At 63.7% G+C, this 17,354-nt stretch carries 21 protein-coding genes; 11 read left to right on the forward strand and 10 right to left on the reverse strand.

What is annotated here, in order from left to right:
* Positions 1-218 precede the first annotated feature (218 nt).
* Positions 219-1,568: a PEP-CTERM sorting domain-containing protein gene (locus Q4S45_RS12910; RefSeq protein WP_305504768.1), complete on the forward strand. Its 1,350-nt coding sequence runs from the start codon at positions 219-221 to the stop codon at positions 1,566-1,568.
* A gap of 160 nt (positions 1,569-1,728) precedes the next feature.
* A complete protein-coding gene (locus Q4S45_RS12915; RefSeq protein WP_305504770.1) occupies positions 1,729-2,997 on the forward strand; it encodes a DUF2863 family protein in 1,269 nt (422 codons plus the stop codon).
* Positions 2,998-3,143: 146 nt separating this feature from the next.
* On the opposite strand, the gene Q4S45_RS12920 is transcribed toward Q4S45_RS12915, so the two are convergent.
* Positions 3,144-3,611, reverse strand: coding sequence for a YbhB/YbcL family Raf kinase inhibitor-like protein (locus Q4S45_RS12920; RefSeq protein WP_305504772.1), 468 nt, complete (start codon positions 3,609-3,611; stop codon positions 3,144-3,146).
* Positions 3,612-3,775: 164 nt separating this feature from the next.
* On the opposite strand from Q4S45_RS12920, the gene Q4S45_RS12925 reads away from it, so the two are divergent.
* On the forward strand, positions 3,776-4,279 hold the full coding sequence (locus tag Q4S45_RS12925; RefSeq protein WP_305504774.1) for a hypothetical protein: 504 nt from the start codon (positions 3,776-3,778) through the stop codon (positions 4,277-4,279).
* A 34-nt stretch (positions 4,280-4,313) separates the two neighbouring features.
* Complete coding sequence (locus Q4S45_RS12930) at positions 4,314-4,802, forward strand: hypothetical protein (protein WP_305504776.1); 489 nt, start codon at positions 4,314-4,316, stop codon at positions 4,800-4,802.
* Positions 4,803-4,834: 32 nt separating this feature from the next.
* Here the strand turns inward: Q4S45_RS12930 and Q4S45_RS12935 are convergent, their stop codons facing one another.
* From Q4S45_RS12935 to Q4S45_RS12960, 6 genes are all read right to left on the reverse strand, one after another.
* Positions 4,835-5,359, reverse strand: coding sequence for a serine hydrolase (locus Q4S45_RS12935; protein WP_305504777.1), 525 nt, complete (start codon positions 5,357-5,359; stop codon positions 4,835-4,837).
* A complete protein-coding gene (locus Q4S45_RS12940) occupies positions 5,281-5,967 on the reverse strand; it encodes a hypothetical protein (protein WP_305504778.1) in 687 nt (228 codons plus the stop codon). Before Q4S45_RS12940 ends, Q4S45_RS12935 begins: the two co-directional genes overlap by 79 nt.
* Positions 5,968-6,432, reverse strand: coding sequence for a CYTH domain-containing protein (locus tag Q4S45_RS12945; protein WP_305504779.1), 465 nt, complete (start codon positions 6,430-6,432; stop codon positions 5,968-5,970).
* Positions 6,433-6,434: 2 nt separating this feature from the next.
* A complete protein-coding gene (locus Q4S45_RS12950) occupies positions 6,435-7,556 on the reverse strand; it encodes a M14-type cytosolic carboxypeptidase (protein ID WP_305504781.1) in 1,122 nt (373 codons plus the stop codon).
* A gap of 12 nt (positions 7,557-7,568) precedes the next feature.
* Positions 7,569-7,931: a hypothetical protein gene (locus tag Q4S45_RS12955; protein WP_305504783.1), complete on the reverse strand. Its 363-nt coding sequence runs from the start codon at positions 7,929-7,931 to the stop codon at positions 7,569-7,571.
* Positions 7,932-8,121: 190 nt separating this feature from the next.
* Complete coding sequence (locus tag Q4S45_RS12960; protein ID WP_374046035.1) at positions 8,122-8,388, reverse strand: KGG domain-containing protein; 267 nt, start codon at positions 8,386-8,388, stop codon at positions 8,122-8,124.
* A 391-nt stretch (positions 8,389-8,779) separates the two neighbouring features.
* Here Q4S45_RS12960 and Q4S45_RS12965 point away from each other — a divergent pair, with 391 nt between their 5' ends.
* From Q4S45_RS12965 to Q4S45_RS12995, 7 genes are all read left to right on the forward strand, one after another.
* The gene (locus Q4S45_RS12965; RefSeq protein ID WP_305504787.1) at positions 8,780-9,142 is read left to right on the forward strand and encodes a hypothetical protein; all 363 of its coding nucleotides are present in this window, start codon (positions 8,780-8,782) and stop codon (positions 9,140-9,142) included.
* Between the two features lie 141 nt (positions 9,143-9,283).
* On the forward strand, positions 9,284-10,162 hold the full coding sequence (locus tag Q4S45_RS12970; protein ID WP_305504789.1) for a neutral zinc metallopeptidase: 879 nt from the start codon (positions 9,284-9,286) through the stop codon (positions 10,160-10,162).
* A gap of 1 nt (position 10,163) precedes the next feature.
* Positions 10,164-11,051 carry an alpha/beta hydrolase gene (locus Q4S45_RS12975; protein WP_305504791.1) on the forward strand — a complete coding sequence of 296 codons (888 nt, stop codon included), beginning with the start codon at positions 10,164-10,166 and terminating at the stop codon, positions 11,049-11,051.
* Between the two features lie 73 nt (positions 11,052-11,124).
* Positions 11,125-12,117 carry a glycosyltransferase family 2 protein gene (locus tag Q4S45_RS12980; protein WP_305504793.1) on the forward strand — a complete coding sequence of 331 codons (993 nt, stop codon included), beginning with the start codon at positions 11,125-11,127 and terminating at the stop codon, positions 12,115-12,117.
* A 3-nt stretch (positions 12,118-12,120) separates the two neighbouring features.
* A complete protein-coding gene (locus Q4S45_RS12985) occupies positions 12,121-12,684 on the forward strand; it encodes an HAD-IIIA family hydrolase (protein WP_305504794.1) in 564 nt (187 codons plus the stop codon).
* A gap of 82 nt (positions 12,685-12,766) precedes the next feature.
* A complete protein-coding gene (locus Q4S45_RS12990; RefSeq protein ID WP_305504795.1) occupies positions 12,767-13,162 on the forward strand; it encodes a hypothetical protein in 396 nt (131 codons plus the stop codon).
* A complete protein-coding gene (locus Q4S45_RS12995; RefSeq protein WP_305504796.1) occupies positions 13,159-13,341 on the forward strand; it encodes a hypothetical protein in 183 nt (60 codons plus the stop codon). Before Q4S45_RS12990 ends, Q4S45_RS12995 begins: the two co-directional genes overlap by 4 nt.
* 285 nt (positions 13,342-13,626) lie before the next feature.
* Here Q4S45_RS12995 and Q4S45_RS13000 read toward each other — a convergent pair whose 3' ends face one another.
* The 3 genes from Q4S45_RS13000 to oxc form a co-directional block, all read right to left on the reverse strand.
* On the reverse strand, positions 13,627-14,070 hold the full coding sequence (locus Q4S45_RS13000; protein WP_305504797.1) for a PAS domain-containing protein: 444 nt from the start codon (positions 14,068-14,070) through the stop codon (positions 13,627-13,629).
* A 100-nt stretch (positions 14,071-14,170) separates the two neighbouring features.
* Positions 14,171-15,424, reverse strand: coding sequence for a formyl-CoA transferase (frc, locus tag Q4S45_RS13005; RefSeq protein WP_305504798.1), 1,254 nt, complete (start codon positions 15,422-15,424; stop codon positions 14,171-14,173).
* A 37-nt stretch (positions 15,425-15,461) separates the two neighbouring features.
* Entirely contained in the window at positions 15,462-17,177 is a 1,716-nt protein-coding gene (gene oxc, locus Q4S45_RS13010; protein ID WP_305504800.1) for an oxalyl-CoA decarboxylase, read from the reverse strand.
* Between the last annotated feature and the right edge of the window lie 177 nt (positions 17,178-17,354).

The following is a 17,354-nucleotide window of genomic DNA, read 5'->3' on the forward strand; positions in this document are numbered from 1 at the left end:
GGCGTTTTTTTCTTGGGCGCCAGCTTTCTTTCCTACGCGAACCACTGATTCTAAAGGGAGGGATTGTCGAAATCCTTTACAGCGATCGCGCCATTGCTTTGCCCTTCCATGAGCGCCAGAGCCAGTTTGGTTCCCGGCACAATGTTTGCTTGTTAAATCCTCCGTTTCGCTCTTCTCGTTGAACAACGCTATGAACAACAAATTCACAGGAGAATACTATGGAGAAAAAAAATCCCCCGACTAGGCTCAAGCAGGGGAAAATCATCCTGTCGGCCTTCCTCGGCTGCTTGTGCGCCCTGCAGGGAAGTCCTGCGACCGCCGGGATTGCCTACACGGGACTCAACGCTTCCGAATATTATTTCCAGGATTCTGCCGCCAGCCTCCAGTTCACGCAGGCCAGCATTTCCTTTTCCATGGCAAGCCAGGCGCAAACGGATTTCGACAGCGTCACCCTGACGACCCCACTCGGCGCGGCAACCTCATATGCCTATCGGCCGCGCCTCGTTTCGAACGGGACATACAGCGCGGGTATCACCGGAGGGGTGCAAAGCGGCAGCGATGCGACGGCGGCGATGGCGCAAATGAACGCAGCGTTTCCATTTGGCACCTACACAATCGAGGCCGCCAACAGTTCAACCGGCGCCAGGCAGACGGCACGACTGGATTACGATTTCAATCATTGGCCGACAGTGCCCGGCGGCCTGGGCGAAATCGCCATTCCGGCGATGAGCGCATCGAGTTATGCCACGCTGCAGGGCGTCAACGCCACGGTGCAACACTCGTTGAATTTCAATTCCTTCGTCGCCGATGGCATTCCGCTGTCGCCGGGAGAAGTCACGCCCTCAGTCAGGGTCGCCATTTACAAGGAAGACGGATCGCCCGTCTATGTCTCGGCGCCCATGCCGATGACGACCACCAGCCTTTTACTGCCCGCCAACACGCTTGCGGGCAACACAAAATACCAATATGTCCTTCAATTCAGTAATCTCGACCATTGCGGAGGAGCGCTCAACTGTGGCACCGGCAACCCGGTCGGCTTCTATCGCAATTTCATTACGAGCACGCTGGGCCAATTCACGACCGGGCCAATCAACGGATCGGTCACCTCGTTGACGCTGCAAGGGGGCACTGCGAACAATCCGACGCCGCTGACGCACCAGGGCGAGATCGGACAATTGAACGGAACCATCGGTGGCGTCGGGTCGATGGCGTTTTACGAATTCTATTGGCAGGGCGGCCTGTTCCGGGCGAATTCGGTTCTGACCGACGCCGACCCGCAGGCGATCTTCGAGTTCGCGCTGCTCGATGCGATTGGCGTCGAACTGGACAAGCTTGCGCTGAATGCAGCCGATAATTTCACGGGAGACTTGCAGCGGTTCCTGAACCCGGGAACCTATCGCGTCGGCCTGAGGTCGGTGACGGAATTCGATCCGGCATACGTCATCACCTTCGATACGCCGATCAGGGGCAATGCCGTGCCGGAGCCAGGTACGGCGGCCCTCGCCGCGCTGGCCGCCGCCATCATGGCGCTTGCACGCCGGCGGCGGACAGCGCCGGCGCGCGGGTGACGCGGTTTGGCAAAACGCGCAATCCGATCGAAGTGGCCCGCCCAGCGCGGGCCACTTTTTTTCCGGGTTCTTTCGAAGGAGCCCAGCGCGAACCTGAGAGTTCATGGAAGAAGGCCGAATCAACTACAATACGAGTTCAATTCAATCATCATAAAGCGCCATGCGTCGTCCATCCAAAGATCCATCCAATAGACTCTCTGCCGAGAGCCAGCGCCTCGCCAGCCTTTCACAGGCCATCGCGCAGGCCGGCAGCCGCATCGAAGAGCGCGTGCTGGAGCAGCAACTGGATACGCAGCTGCAGAAACTGCTCAAGTCGGGCCACCAGGACACCGTCGACGCCACCCTCAACATGCTGTTCAAGGATGACCTGAACGGCTACGACACCTTGATGGAAGGCGTCGAAGCGATCAGCGAATCGTCGACCATGACGGAGCTGGTCGATGGCGTCGAAACCGGTTGGCAGGCGCTGCTGGTGGCCGCGCCGATCCTGGCCTGGACGCGTTTTTCCATCGGCTCGGGCAACATCCCGGCCGAGCTGCTGACCACCCTGTCGGCGCATTTCTCGGCGCACCTGCTGGCCGACGGCACCCGCGTGGCGATGGCGCCGACCTTGTACTCGATCGACCAGCTGCCGCGCACCCACGTCGAAGCCTACGCCATCACGCACAAGCTGGCGCAGGCGGCCTTCAAGGGCGGCGGCATCAAGCCGGCCAGCCGGCCGCCGGAAACCGCGCCCTTCCTGGCCGACACCCGCTACTTGCTGGCCGCGGTCGTGGCGCCGCTGGGCGCGCCGATGTTCCGCTGGCAGGAGACGCAGCACCAGGTCGATTTCGCCGGCGAGCGAGCGCGCGCGCTGAACCGGTGGCGCGAGCAGGCCACGCCGAACGTCGCGCGGCTGCTGCCGGGCTGCGGCATCGAGCTGCTGCTGCCCGAGGCGTATTACGTCGCATGCCGCGAAGCCGACAAGCTGATTCGCCCGGTGTCGATCCGCGCCGCGGTGCATTATCTGACCAACACCCTGGGCATCGAGCCGGGCGACCTGCGCGCGGTGATCGCCGGCTTCGGCGAGGAATCGGCCGACGGCCAGATCGACGAGTACCGCGTCGGCTTCACCCTGCGCGCGGAGTCCGACGTCATCTACGGCATCGTGTGGCCGCTGTACGGGCAGGAAGACGAAGACGGCACGCCGGTCGAGGGCCTGGGCAATATCGGCACGGCCGGTGAGCTCGATGCGCCGCGCGCGCCGATCGACGAGATCATCGCGCACCTGAACGAAGCGGGCGTGACGCACGTGAAGAAGCACAGCGAGCGCTTCGTGGTCGAGTACTGCGACGATTGCGGCGCGCCCTACTTCGCCGATCCGGCGGGCGACCTGGTGCATGCCGAGATGCCGGAAGATACACCGCAAGGGGGCGAGCACTTCCACTAAGGCTCGCGGCTGCGACAAAGATGGGGTCAGGTCCGTGGGACCAGACCCCTTTTTTTCGCCTGTCGTTCCTGCGCAGGCAGGAACCCATGCCGGCTTTGCACATACTCAGCATGGGCTCCTGCCTGCGCAGGAGCGACACCCAGGGTCTACGCCTTGTGATAGGTCCCGATCAGCTCCGCCTTGGCCAGCACATGCTTTTCCATCGCCTTCTCCAGCTGCTGCTTGGTGGGCTGCTTCAGGTCGGGCAGCATGGTGTCGAGCGCGTACAGCTTGAAGAAATAGCGATGACGCCCGATCGGCGGGCACGGTCCGCCATAGCCGGCGCGCTTCCAGTCGTTCAGCCCGTCGAGCGAGCCGGACGGCGAATGCCTGCCGGCCTGCTCCAGCGCCGATACTTCCGGCCCCAGGTTGTACACCACCCAGTGCACCCACGTTCGCTGCGGCGCCGCCGGATCGGGAGCGTCGGGATCGTCGACGATCAGCGCGTAGCTTTTGGTCTCGGCCGGTGCGCCGGACCAAGCCAGCGGCGGCGAGATGTCGTTGCCTTCACAGGTGTAGATCGGCGGGATCGGCCCGCCGGCGTCGAACGCGGTTGAAGTCAGTGTCAGCGTCATGGAATCCTCCGCAATGATGTCACGGAGGATTTTGCGCTTTTTTGCGGTTTGGGAGAGCGCGCATTATTTCTGGCGTGCTGTCAACGCGCCGAATTGATGGGATGCACGCTGATCCAACTTCTCACATAATCAACCATCGCGTATTTGGCACGAAGGCGGACTCCATGAAGATTACCGATGCCGTTGGCAGGCGCTTTCTTGCTCTGTCATTCTGCATGGCGGCTTGGCTACCAATGCCTGGCCAAGCTGCGGCGCAGCCCGCTTCCATCGGGCAGACATTCAGCCTAGACCAGACCCATGATTTTTCTAACTACAAGAGCGTCGTCCGCAAATATATCCAAAAACAAAGACCGCACGCCGCTGAAGATGTCTGCGTGCTGGGACTCATTGCGGACGATCGGTCCAAATTCGCGTGGGTGCTTTGGGAACAAGGTGGTGAGCTGATCTTATACGAAGACGGCGAAACTGATCTATCGCTCTCTCGACGGCGCTTAAATTTGAAGAAGGACGTCGTCGCAAGCGAGTCCGATTTGCGCGGCAGCACCTATCTGATCACCAAAGACAGGCTGGAGCAGATACGCAACGCCTGCCATCAGCACGGCGCGCAGCTGCACATTACACCGCGCAGCCCCGGGAGGGGCGTTTCGCCTGCGCGCGCCAAACACTGACCCATTTATCCGCTCATTTTTCGAGGTGGCGCCAATGATCGTACTTCCCCCGAAAGACAGCAACGCCGGCTGCGAAGTGAGGCTTTTGCTCGCTGAATGCCGCTCTCCCGCCTATAAGGTTTACTCAGCGGCTGACGCAAAACTCTCAATGCAGTACATGGACAAGGTGCTGTTCAACCGGCTGGAGAATCCTAAACCTTACGGCGCGGCTGGTGCCAAAAGCATCGCAGATATCGTGCGCGCACCCGGCCAATTCGCCGGTTTTGGTGCATATCCGACTATCACCGACGATCTTGCATTGAGAATTCAATCGATTGTTGATATCGCCAACAGCCGCAAAGATAAACGAAAGCAGCTCTATATTGATTTCATTGACGCAGCGATCGCCGTAACCTCGGAGTCAAGCATCGCGGACCCAACTCCCGGCAAGCTCGTCTCGTGGCGCACCGAAGGTTCCGGGCCGCCGGGGGGATCGTTCAAGCTCTTTAAGAGCGTAATGGGCAATACTTACTATTACATTTAGGCTGAAGGAATTCGGCCACCACGCACCGCCACTCAGCGTTTCGGAATCGCCTCAATCACGCGGCGCGCGAACTCGGCCTGGTTGCCCGCATGCCAGCGCCAAACGACGACCAGGTCGTGCTCGGGCGAGATGGTGATGGTGTTGCTGCCGGCGCCCAATGCGCCGTAGGTGCTTGCCGGCATTCCGGGGAAATTCTTGCCCTTCGTGTTCAGCCACCACAGATAACCGTAGTCGGGACCGTGCGCGCTCGGCGCCAGCGCCGCCTGCACATACGACGCGGGCAGGATCTGCCGGCCGCCCCAGGCGCCGCCGCGCAGCCACAGGTAGCCGAACCGCGCCATGTCCCAGGAATTGATCCACATGCCGCCCCCCCAGCGCGTGCCGCCGCTGACCGACGCCGTGCGCTTGCCGTTCAGGTCCACATAGCTGTTGTGGTACGGCACCCACTTCCACGTGGCCGAGGCGCCGATCGGGCCCATCACCTCGTCCTGGAACACGTCCGGCACCGGCTTGTTCCACACGCGCAGCAGGGACAGCGCCAGGCGGTTGATGCGCACATCGTTGTACTCGTAAAACTCGCCGGGGCGGACAGCGCGCGCGGCTTGCGCTCGCCCGCACCGAACGCGGCAGCGCCGATGAAGTCGTCGCGCTTGCCCCACATCTGCCCTTCCCACTCGGACTCCTGCTGCAAGTGGTGCTTCCAGGTGATCTGCGCGTTGTGCGGCGACGCGTAGCCGCCGTCGGCTACCAGCCTGGCGACAGGGTCGTCGATCGAGGCGATCTTGCCGTCGCGCAGCGCCAGCGCCGCCACCGTCGACAGCATGCTCTTGGCCACCGAATAGGTCGGATCGACGAAGCCGGTGTCACCGAACTCCGCCACCACGTAGCCTTTGTAGATCACCAGTCCGTTGGTGTGCGCGCGCCGGGTCGGCATCGAGCCGAGCATCGCGCCGAACGTCTGTTCCTGGTCGGAGAAATCGATGGCGCGCGAAGTCTCGTGCGACCTGGCGTAGGCGACGGCGTCGGCCAGGCGCGCGGGGTCCATGCCCAACTCCGCAGGCGATTTTCGCGCCCACTCGCCCGGCGGCGGGAAGTAGGCCGGCGCGCCTGCCGCGGCGGACACGCACGCGAGCAGGCAGCAGGTCAGGAAGGCGCGTCGCAGCATTTACCAGCTCGAAAACGGCTTGCGCACCAGGCTGGAGTTGTAATAGCGCGCATCGTGTGTCACTTCCTCGCCGATCCAGTCCGGCTTGTCGAACTGCTGGTCTTCCGACGCCAGCTCGATCTCCGCCACCACCAGGCCCTGGTTGACGCCGAGGAATTCATCGACTTCCCAGGTATTGCCGCGAAAGCTGATAGCGCGCCGGGTCTTCTCGATGAGCGGCTTCTCGCACAGGCGTTCGAGCAGCTCGTTCGCCTCGTCGAGCGGAATCGGATACTCCCACTCGCCGCGCGTTGCGCCCTCGCTGCGGCCCTTGATGGTGAGGTAGGCCTGGTTGCCGTCCACCCGCACCCGCACCACGCGGCCCGGGTCGGACGACAGGTAGCCCTGGCGCAGCAGCACGGGCGTGCCCAGCGTGCGCCAGCGGTCGCCGGCCAGCAGGAACTTGCGTTCGATCTCGACGCCCACGATCAGTCCAGCGACTGCAGGATCGGCTGCAGGATCGCCGCGCCCAGCTCGCTGCTGCGCGCGCCGTTCCAGCCGGTGTACGCATCCGGCAGGTCGGCGTTGTCCTTGAACGGCATCTCCAGCGTCAGCGACAGGCACTTGAAGGTGTGGCCGATGTACTTCGACGCGAGCGTCAGCATGTCTTCGTTGTACTTGCTGGCCGCGTAGCCGTAGACGTTCTGGAAGTCCGGGCTGGCCGCCATGTACTGGTCCACAAACGCCTTCTGGCGCGCCGCGCGCTCGGGCGTGAAGTCGGCCAGCATCTCGTTGCCCGCCACGAAGTTGTACGGCAGCGCTTCGTCGCCGTGGATGTCGAAGAACATGTCGCAGCCGACTTCGTGGATCTTGTTCTTCACGCACAGCACTTCCGGGCTGCGCTCTTGCGACGGAGTCATCCACTCGCGGTTCAGGTTGGCGCCGGCGGCGTTGGTGCGCAGGTTGCCGCGGAACGAGCCATCCGGATTCATGTTCGGCACGATGTAGAACGCGGCGCGCTGCAGCAGCTTGCGCGCGACCGGGTTGGCGTCGTCGAGCAAGGCGTCGATCATGCCCTCGACGAACCATTCGGCCATCGTCTCGCCCGGATGCTGGCGCGCGATGACCCAGATCTTCTTCTCCGCGTTCGCATCGCCGATGACGACCAGGTTCATGTCGCGGCCATCGACGGTGCTGCCGATGTCGGACACGCGCGCCAGCGGATTCTCGGCCACTTCGCCCAGCAGGCGCAGGTGGCGCTCCCACGAGTACGGCTCGAAATACGCGTAATAGACGCTGTCGCGTTCCGGCGTGTGGTTGATCGTCATGACCTGGCCGTCGAAGCTGGTGGGCACGCGGAACCAGTTTTCGGTATCGTAGCTGGCGGCGGCCTGATAGCCTTCGAAGCCCTTCGGATAGGTCGCCTGGCCGGCGTTCAGGAAGCGCATCGTGCACGCCTGACCGCTCGCGCCTTGCAGGCGGAAGTGGAACCACTGATGGATGTCGGCGTGCGAATCGCTGCGCAGGTTCAGGTCGATGCGCGCGGCGCTGTCGGCGCTGACCACGTCGATGGCGCCGGAATCGAACACCTGGCTGATTTTGATGGACATGGGCTTCCTTGCTTACGCGTCGAGGTTGATCAGGTCGGACGAATAATGGCCGAAGATCTGGCGCATCATCTCGACATTGGAGCGGTTGAGCAGGATGGTCAGGCCCGGCGAGCGGTCCAGCTCCATCGTCATGCGGATCGCGCCCGGGAGTTCCTTGCAGTTCACGCTGAGCGCGCGCGGGGTGGCCGGGTCGTACCAGTCGTCCTGGTCGATCTTCGGCGGCGCCGGCGGCTGCTTCAGGGTGGGATCCTGGTTGACGGGCAGGTGCGCGAGCAGCCAGAAGACGATCGATGCGGGGATGAATACGCAGGCGTCCTTGCCGCCCTCGCAAGAAAACTTGGCCAGCAGCAGATTGCCGACCGGATCGCAGGACATGGCCATGCTTTTGACTTGACGGATAACTGCTTGTTTCACGACGAAATTCCCCAGGGTGGATTGAAAATGCGCGTCGATTCTACCCCATCCATTCCGTCTTTTGTATGAATCTGCCTATAAAACGGGGAGCTTGCGCTCCCCTGTTCTGGTGATGAAGATGCGCCTGCTGCCAGGCGCCTCTGCCGCACGGTCAGTGCGACTTTTTGGGCGTGTCCGGTGCAGCAGGTTTTTCCCCTGCACGGCTGGCGCCTTGTTCGCCCTGGATGTCGGGCCCTTGTTTGACGCTGGTGCGGGCGCTGCTGGCGGTGCGCGCGCTCGATTCGGCCGATTGGCGGTTGCCGTGGCTCATGCTGCCCGCCCGGCGTGCTTCTTCGGACGTGAATTCATGCGCCGTGCCTTTCTGGTGTGCCGCCTTGCCGCCTTCGCTGGCGATTTCGCGCTGGCGGGCCGGATCCATGGAAGCGAATCCGCGATTCTTGGTACCGCCACCTTGGCTCACGCCCTGGTTGCCACTTTGCTTGTTGCCTTGATTACTCGAAGCCATGGTGAACCTCCATCCTCTGTTCAAGCCACCGCGATTGCGGAGGTCGATGTCCGATCCCTCACGGAAAGGCGCAGATGAGCGACCGGATGAAATCATCTTATGCAGGGCAACTAGAAGCCGGTATAGGACAGAAGCAGTCGGCTTTGTAGGACAACGCGCTAGAGAAAATGCGCAAAATAAATACTGCCCTCACTGGTGCGCTCCCGTCAGTCTGCGTCCTACACGAGGCCGCTCTGCCATCCTATTCTGTGCAGCACGCGTGGCGCGCAAGATGGCAACACTGTCAACCACACACGGAGACGCTATGAACACCAACCAACGCAACAACGCCAACAACCAGTCCGACAACGGCGGCAACGACTTGAACGTCTCGTCCTCGCGCGCCGGCAGCACCGCCGACCGCGGCAACCTGAACCAGTCGGAGCAGTCGGGCACGCTGCACGGCGATTCGAAGCAGCAGTCCAGGCCGGGCGAACGCCAGTCCAACGACGCGGCCGGCGGCTATCCGCGCAGCCCGGGCGGCAACCGCCAGTCGGCCGACGAGGAAATGAACGACGATACCGGCCTGTCGAACACGGCCAACCGCGAGCCGTCCGAGCTGGACCAGAACCTGAAGCAGGAGCGCCAGAGCAACGTGGGACGGCGCAGCGACGGCACGCCGGATTGATTTTGTCCGCGTCCCGGACCAACAGCTGGGGTCAGGTCCGCCGGACCTGACCCCGGTTTTGCATGCGGGCGCTGCAATTCCCGTCTTCCCGGTATATTGGCAACAGTTAGCATTTTCACCATCACACAGCAGGAGCTTCATATGAAATGGGAAGGCAATCGCGAAAGCGATAACGTAGAAGACCGTCGCGGCGACGGCGGCGGAGGCGGCGGCGGTTTCGGCTTCGGCGGGCGCTCGATCGGCATCGGCACCATCGCCATCGCGCTGATCGGCTCCTACTTCCTGGGCGTGAGCCCGATGACGATCATTAACGCCCTTAGCGGCGGCGGCTCGATGCCGGTGCAGCAGGAACAGCCGGCCCACGCGCCGCCCAAGGACGACCGCGAGGCGAAGTTCGTCTCGGTGGTGCTGGCCGATACCGAGGACGTGTGGACCCAGCTGTTCCGCGCCCAGAACGCGCAGTACGTCAAGCCGAAGCTGGTGCTGTTCACCGGCGCCACGCAAACCGCCTGCGGCACCGGCCAGACCGCTTCGGGCCCGTTCTACTGTCCCGGCGACCAGAAAGTGTACATCGACCTGGCCTTTTACCGCCTGATGCAGCAGCGCTTCCATGTCTCCAGCGAGTTCGCCAATGCCTACGTGATCGCGCACGAAGTGGGCCACCACGTCCAGCACCTGCTCGGCATCGACCAGCAGGTGGCGGCGGCGCGCGAGCGCGGCAGCGAGCGCCAGGCCAACGCCATGTCGGTCAAGCTCGAACTGCAGGCTGACTGCTTCGCCGGCGTCTGGGGCTTCCACGCCAACAAGGCGCGCAGCATCCTCGAACAGGGCGACGTCGAAGGCGCGCTGTCGGCGGCGACCGCGATCGGCGACGACACCTTGCAAAAGCAGTCGCAAGGCCAGGTCGTGCCGGACTCGTTCACCCACGGCACCTCGGCCCAGCGCGTGCGCTGGTTCACCCGCGGCATCCAGTCCGGCCAGATCGAGCAGTGCGACACCTTTGGCGCGAGCCAGCTGTAACTTGGCGACCAGGATCGGCCTCACCTTGGCCGCCGCAGCCTTTGCGCTGGCCTGCCTGGCCGCCTGCTCGCCGCTGACTGCGCTCAACGCGCTGTCGCCGGCCAACGGCGTCCACGCCAGCACCGGCCTCGCCTTCGGCGCCAATCCGCGCCTCAAGCTCGACATCTACCGACCCGCCACCGTCACCGCCGCGTCGCCGGTCGTCGTATTTTTCTACGGCGGCAACTGGACCAGCGGCCAGCGCGAGAGCTACGCCTTCGTCGGCCGCGCCCTCGCCGCGCGCGGCTTCGTTGTGGTGATTCCCGATTACCGCCTGTACCCCGAAGTGAGCTATCCGGACTTCCTCGACGATGCCGCACAAGCGGTGGCGTGGACGGCAAAGCACATCGCGGGTTACGGCGGCGACCCGAACCAGCTGTTCGTGATGGGCCACAGCGCCGGCGCCTACAACGCCGCGATGATCGCCCTCGACGGCCGCTGGCTGGCAAAACAGGGCATGACGCCGGCCGCCCTGCGCGGCTGGATCGGCATGGCCGGCCCCTACGATTTCCTGCCGGTGGAAAATCCCACGGCGCGGCCGGTGTTCCACTTCCCGGATACGCCGGCGGAATCGCAGCCGGTCAACCATCTCGACGGGCCGCGCGTGCCGGCGCTGCTGATCGCGGCCAGCAGCGACCGGCTGGTCAACCCGGCGCGCAACACCGGCGGGCTGGCAAAACGGCTGCGCGCGCGCGGCGTATCGGTCGAGGAAATCTATTACGATGGCGTGAACCACGCGACCCTGGTGGCGTCGCTCGCCACGCCTCTGCGCAAGCTCGCGCCGACGCTCGACGCCGTCGACAAGTTCGTCCGCAAGCACACTACATTGATCCAGGTTCAAGCAATGTAAGTCAGCCGGAACCAGACGGCCCCGGCGCCGCTCCAACCCTATAAACCGCAGCAGCGATCGTCGGGAGAGGCGTATGGATACAGCAGCAAACGGCACCATCGCCGAGCTGACGCTGGCCGTGTCGGTGGTGGTGCCGACCAACGGCGACCTCGACCTGCTCGACCGCAGCCTCGACGCGCTGACGCGCCAGGACTTTCCCGCCGCCGCCTACGAAGTGATCATCGTCGACGACGATCCCGACCGCAATACGCTGCAACTGGTGGCAGGCTGGCGCGCGCGCACCGTCGATCGCGGGCCGCGCCTGGTATATGTCGCCAACGACGACGGGCCGCACGGGCCGGGCGCATCGCGCAACCGCGGCTGGCAGGCGGCGCGGGCGCCGGTGATCGCCTTCACCGGCGACGACACCGTGCCCTCGCCGGGCTGGCTGTCGCAGGGCATGGCGGCGTTCGATGACCAGACCGACGTGCTGTGCGGGGGCGTGGAAACGCCGTCCAATGCGCCGGCGTCCGACGCCGAGCCGGCCGGATTCTCCGCGGCCAACTGCTTCTGGCGCCGCACGCTGCTCGATGCGCTGGGCGGCTTCGACGAACGCTTCGGTGCCGGCTGGCGCGAAAACGCCGACATGCATTTCCGCCTGCTCGAAATGAACGCCCGCGTGGGGCGCGCACCGCAGGCGCTGGTGTCGCAGCCGGTGGCGAGACCGGCCTGGGGCGCCAGCCTGTCCCAGCTGCATGGCGTCGCCTTCGACGCGCTGCTCTACAAAAAGCATCCCGCGCTGTACCGGCAGAAAATCCGCCGCCTGCCCTGCTGGGAAGACTATGCCACCGTCGCCGCGCTGCTGGTCGCCGCGCTCGGGAGGGGCTTCGGCCAGGAGATTGTCGCCGTCCTCGGCGCCGGCACCTGGCTGGTGTTGACCGGCATGCTGTGCGTGCGGCGCCTGCACCACGCCTCCAGGAGCGCATCGCACGTCGCCGAAGTGCTGCTGACGTCGCCGCTGATCCCGCCGCTGGCGGTGTTCTGGCGGCTCGTCGGCGCCATCAAATACCGTGTGGGATTCGCCTAGATCATGAAAGCCGTGTTCCTCGACAAGCAAGGGGCGCTGGTGGACGACTTCGCCTGCAACGGCCAGCGCCGCCTGTCCCTGCGCGCCGGTGCCGGCCCTGCCCTGCGGCTGCTGGCGCGGCTGGACTACCGCTTCATCGCCGTGAGCGACCAGGAGACTGGCGACGACGGCCGCGTCGACGACGAACTGATGGCAAGGGTGGCGCACCGGCTGGGCGACCTGCTGTTTCGCGAACGGCTCACGCTCGAAGGGTTCTACTACTGCCCGCACGACCGGCTGATGCCGGCGCCGCGCAACGGGCTCGAGTGCTTCTGCCGCAAGCCGCAGCCAGGCATGCTGCTGAAGGCGGCGATGGAGCACGAGATCGACCTGCGCGCCTCGTGGATGATCGGCGCCAGCCTGCACGATGTGGAGGCCGGCAACCGCGCCGGCTGCCGCACCGTGCTGATCGACAACGGCACCGAAATGGAATGGCGGCTCGGTCCGCGCCGCGTCCCCACGCGCATCGCGCCCGACCTGTACGCGGCGGCGCGGCTGATCTCGATCGAGGGCGAGGAGCGTCATTAGCCGCACTTTGAATCGCACAAGATACCCCCCACCATGACGCCCCATGCAGCCCCTATTCCCTCCAGGATTTCATGAGTGCCGTTTGCCGGACATCGCGACGATGTTCGTTCGTCCTTTTCCGGGCTCGCGCCGGCGCCGCATGCTTGCGGCGGGCCTGACAGAGTTTCTCAATGAACTGGCGCAGACAGGCGTCAAATGCGATGTCTGGATCGTCGGCTCCTTCGCCTGCGCCGCGCTCGATCCGGCCGATGTGGATCTGCTCGTGGTCTGGAACCATGCGTCGGCCGCCAGCCTCGACGAGCAAGGACTGGCGCAATTTGCCATGCTGCTCGACCGCCGTCATTGCAGGACAAGCTACCATTGCGACGTCTATCAGGTTCCGAATACGAGAATCGCGATGCTGTCCTATTGGCTTGGCTGGTTCGGCTTCACGCGCGACGGCGGGACGCCGCAAGGAATAGGATTTATCCTGGTATGAGCAACGACGAACTGCAGCGCCTGAAACAGCGCATCGAGCAAGTCCGCGGCTTTATCGTAGGCCTGGAGCAGGAGCTGCGGGTCGATCCTGCCGACTTCGGTGCGAAGATGACCCTCATCTCCATGCGGGATCACCTGCGTGAAATACAACGACAGCGCGCGGACCTCGAGGGCAAGTAGGCCCGAGCAGCTAGCCGGCCGGCGCTCCCGCTGACGCGCATGAAAAACCCGAAACGTGCGGTAATGCCGTTAAGTGAAAGAATAAATCAGCACTGCACGAATACGCGTTAGCTTAAAAACCGTCGTACCCGCGCAGGGGAAACGCATGCGTTTCCCCCATACCGAGCGTGCCGACGAGGTAAAGCACGCTCAGCATGGGTACCTGCCTGCGCAGGTACGACGGCTTGACTTCACGGTATTGCGCACGGTGCGGGCTGTCTCCAGATGGAGCAAAGCGCGGCAGGATTACTGCGCCGCGGGCGCCGCAGCCTTCGCTTCGAGCTGCGCCAGCTTGGTCTTGAGCGCGCGCTCTTCGCTCCAGCGCACCGTCTCGTCGCGCACGATGGCGACGATCGCCGACACCTTGCCGTCGGGCGTGTACAGCATCGCTACCGTGAACGCGATCGACAGCGGCTTGCCTTCCTTGTGCAGCGCCGGCACGCGCAGCACGTCGCTGCCGTAGCGCGTCTCGCCGGTGGCCATCGTCTTGTGATAGCCGTCCCAGTGCCGTTGGCGCTGGCGCTCGGGAATGATGATGTCGAGCGATTTGCCGATCGCGTCCGCTTCGGTGAAGCCGAAGATGCGCGTGGCCGCCGCATTCCAGACGGTGATCGCACCGCCGGCGTCGCACACGATGACGCCGTCGCCGAGGGCGCCGACGAACTGGTTGAAATCGATACTGGTGCTCATGCAAGCTCCTTTTCTGCTGAAGGAATAAAAAACGGCGCGCCGCAGCATGATGCCACAGTGCGCCGCCTGCAATCAACGGCGGCTGGCGCCGCCCTGATCCTTACACTACCTTCTGCTCGTGCAGGGCAGCGATCTGTGCCTGGGTGTAGCCGAGGCCTTCCAGCACTTCATCGGTGTGCTCGCCCAGCAGCGGCGAACCGGTGATCTCGACCTTGGTGTCCGAGAATTTGATCGGGCTGCCGACGGTGAAGTACGAACCGCGTTCCTTGTGCTGCACTTCGGCGATCGTGCCGCTGGCGCGCAGCGACGGATCGTTCAGCAGTTCCTTCATCGTCATGACAGGCGCGCATGGGATGTCGAACTTGCGCAGGATGTCGACCGCTTCGTACTTGGTCTTGTCCTTGAGCCACTCTTCGATCGTCGCGAAGATGTCGAAGATCTTGTCCTGGCGTGCCGCCGCGGTCATGTAGGCCGGATCGTTGGCCCACTCAGGCTTGCCGATGGCGCGCGTGATCGGCTCCCAGGCGTGGCCCTGGATGGTGAAGTAGATGTACGCGTTCGGATCGGTTTCCCAGCCCTTGCACTTCAGAACCCAGCCTGGCTGGCCGCCGCCGCCGGCATTGCCGCCGCGTGGCACGAAGTCGTCGAACTTGCCGTGCGGGTACTGTGGATACTCTTCCAGGTAGCCGACGCGGTCCAGGCGCTGCTGGTCGCGCAGCTTCACGCGGCACAGGTTCAGCACGGAGTCCTGCATCGACACGGCCACCTTCTGGCCCTGGCCGGTCTTGTCGCGGCCGCGCAGTGCGGTCAGGATGCCGATGGCCAGGTGCATGCCGGTGTTCGAGTCGCCCAGCGCGGCAGCCGAGATGGTTGGAGGACCGTCGTCGAAGCCCGTGGTCGATGCGGCGCCGCCTGCGCACTGCGCCACGTTCTCGTACACTTTCAGGTCTTCGTAGTGGTGGCCATCCGAGAAGCCCTTGACCGATGCGACGATCATGCCAGGATTCAGTTCATGGATGTGTTCCCAGGTGAAGCCCATGCGGTCCAGTGCGCCAGGACCGAAGTTCTCGACCAGCACGTCCGATTCCTTGATCAGCTTGGTCAGGATTTCCTTGCCGGCCGGGGTCTTGGTGTCGAGGGTCAGCGACTTCTTGTTGCTGTTGAGCATAGTGAAGTACAGGGCATCGACGCCAGGGATGTCGCGCAGCTGCGAACGGGTCACGTCGCCCGCGCCTGGGCGCTCGACCTTGACCACGTCGGCGCCGAACCATGCCAGCATCTGGGTGCAAGCCGGTCCTGCCTGGACGTGGGTGAAGTCGATGATCTTGATGCCTTCCAACGGTTTGTTGCTCATGCTGTTCTCCTTAAGTATTCGTGGGTGCCGCTTTTAATTATTTCTTGCCGCTTTGCGGATTCAGGTTGGTCAGGCGGCCCGACTCGGTGCCTGCGTTCGGGTCGATCACCGCGTTGATCAGGGTCGGCTTGCCCGAAGCGAGCGCTTCCTTCAGCGCCTTGTCCAGCTCTTCCGGGGTCTCGACGTTGTAGCCGATGCCGCCGAACGCTTCGATCATCTTGTCGTAACGCGCGCCCTTGACGAAGGAAGTGACCGGCACGTCTTTCGGGTCGTTCGGGTTCAGGTTAGGATCGGTGCCCTTGTACACGCCGTTGTTGTTGAACACGACCGTGATGACCGGCAGGTCGTAGCGGCAGATGGTTTCCAGTTCCATGCCCGAGAAGCCGAATGCGCTGTCGCCTTCGATCGCGATCACCGGCTTCTTGGAGATGACGGCCGCGCCAATCGCAAAGCCCATGCCGATGCCCATGATGCCCCAGGTGCCCGAGTCGAAACGCTTGCGTGGCTGGTACATGTCGACGATCGAACGTGCGTAGTCCAGCGTGTTGGCGCCTTCGTTGACGATGTTGATCTCCGGATTGGCCTTGACGACGTCGCGGATCACGCGCAGCGCGCTGTGGAAGTTCATCGGCGATGGATTCTGCTCCAGCGTCGCGGCCATCTTGGTCAGGTTCTTGTCCTTGCGCTCGGCGATCGCGCCGGTCCACTCGGCCGACGGCTTCTGGTAGCCGCCGGCGTCGATGCCCTTGACCAGTGCCTGCACGCAGGAGCCGATGTCGCCGATCAGCGGTGCGGCGATCGCCACGTTGCTGTCGATCTCGGTCGGCGAGATGTCGATCTGGATGAATTTCTTCGGAATCGCGCCCCAGGTCTTGCCCTTGCCGTGCGACAGCAGCCAGTTCAGGCGCGCGCCGATCAGCAGGACCACGTCGGCTTCGGCCAGCACGAACGAGCGGGCCGCCGATGCGGACTGCGCGTGGGTGTCAGGCAGCAGGCCCTTGGCCATCGACATCGGCAGGTAAGGAATGCCCGATTTCTCGACCAGCGCGCGGATGTCGGCGTCGGCCTGAGCGTAGGCTGCGCCCTTGCCCAGCAGGATCAGCGGCTTCTTGGCGCCTTTCAGCACGTCCAGTGCGCGCTGGACCGAGTCGGGCGCAGGCAGCTGGGCAGGAGCGGCATCGACCACCTTGACCAGCGAACGCTTGCCGTGGGCGGCGTCGAGGGTCTGGGCCAGCAGCTGGGCCGGCAGGTCGAGGTAGACGCCACCTGGACGGCCCGAGACGGCCGAGCGGATGGCGCGGGCGATGCCGATGCCGATGTCTTCGGCCTTGTTGATGCGGTAGGCGGCCTTGCAGTATGGCTTGGCGGCGTTCAGCTGGTCCATCTCTTCGTAGTCGCCCTGCTGCAGGTCGACGATTTCACGCTCGGACGAGCCCGAGATCAAAATCATCGGGAAGCAGTTAGTGGTAGCATTGGCAAGTGCGGTCAGGCCGTTCAGGAAGCCTGGAGCCGACACGGTCATGCAGATGCCTGGTTTCTTGGTCATGTAGCCGGCAATCGCGGCAGCGTTGCCTGCGTGTTGCTCGTGGCGGAAACCGATGAATTTCATGCCCTGGGCTTGGGCCAGGCGGCACAGGTCGGTGATCGGAATGCCGACCAGGCCGAAGATCGTGTCGATGTCGTTGTGCTTGAGGGCATCGATGACCAGATGGAAACCGTCGGTCATTTCTTGTGCTTGCGTGGTGTCTGTCATGATGAGATGTCTCCTCCAGTAATTCGATAAGGTGCTGCGGTTTGACTGTCAGTACAAGCTTCGATCTGAGTCGATGTGCAGCCCGTCTTTTAGTGCGCCCACTATAGCGAGTCGCTCTGATATCTCTCATTGACCGAGGTCAATTTTCGCCGCATGATGTCGGCTCTTGTGAAATTA

It is taken from the genome of Massilia sp. R2A-15, from assembly GCF_030704305.1.
Taxonomy (GTDB): domain Bacteria; phylum Pseudomonadota; class Gammaproteobacteria; order Burkholderiales; family Burkholderiaceae_D; genus JAFCUW01.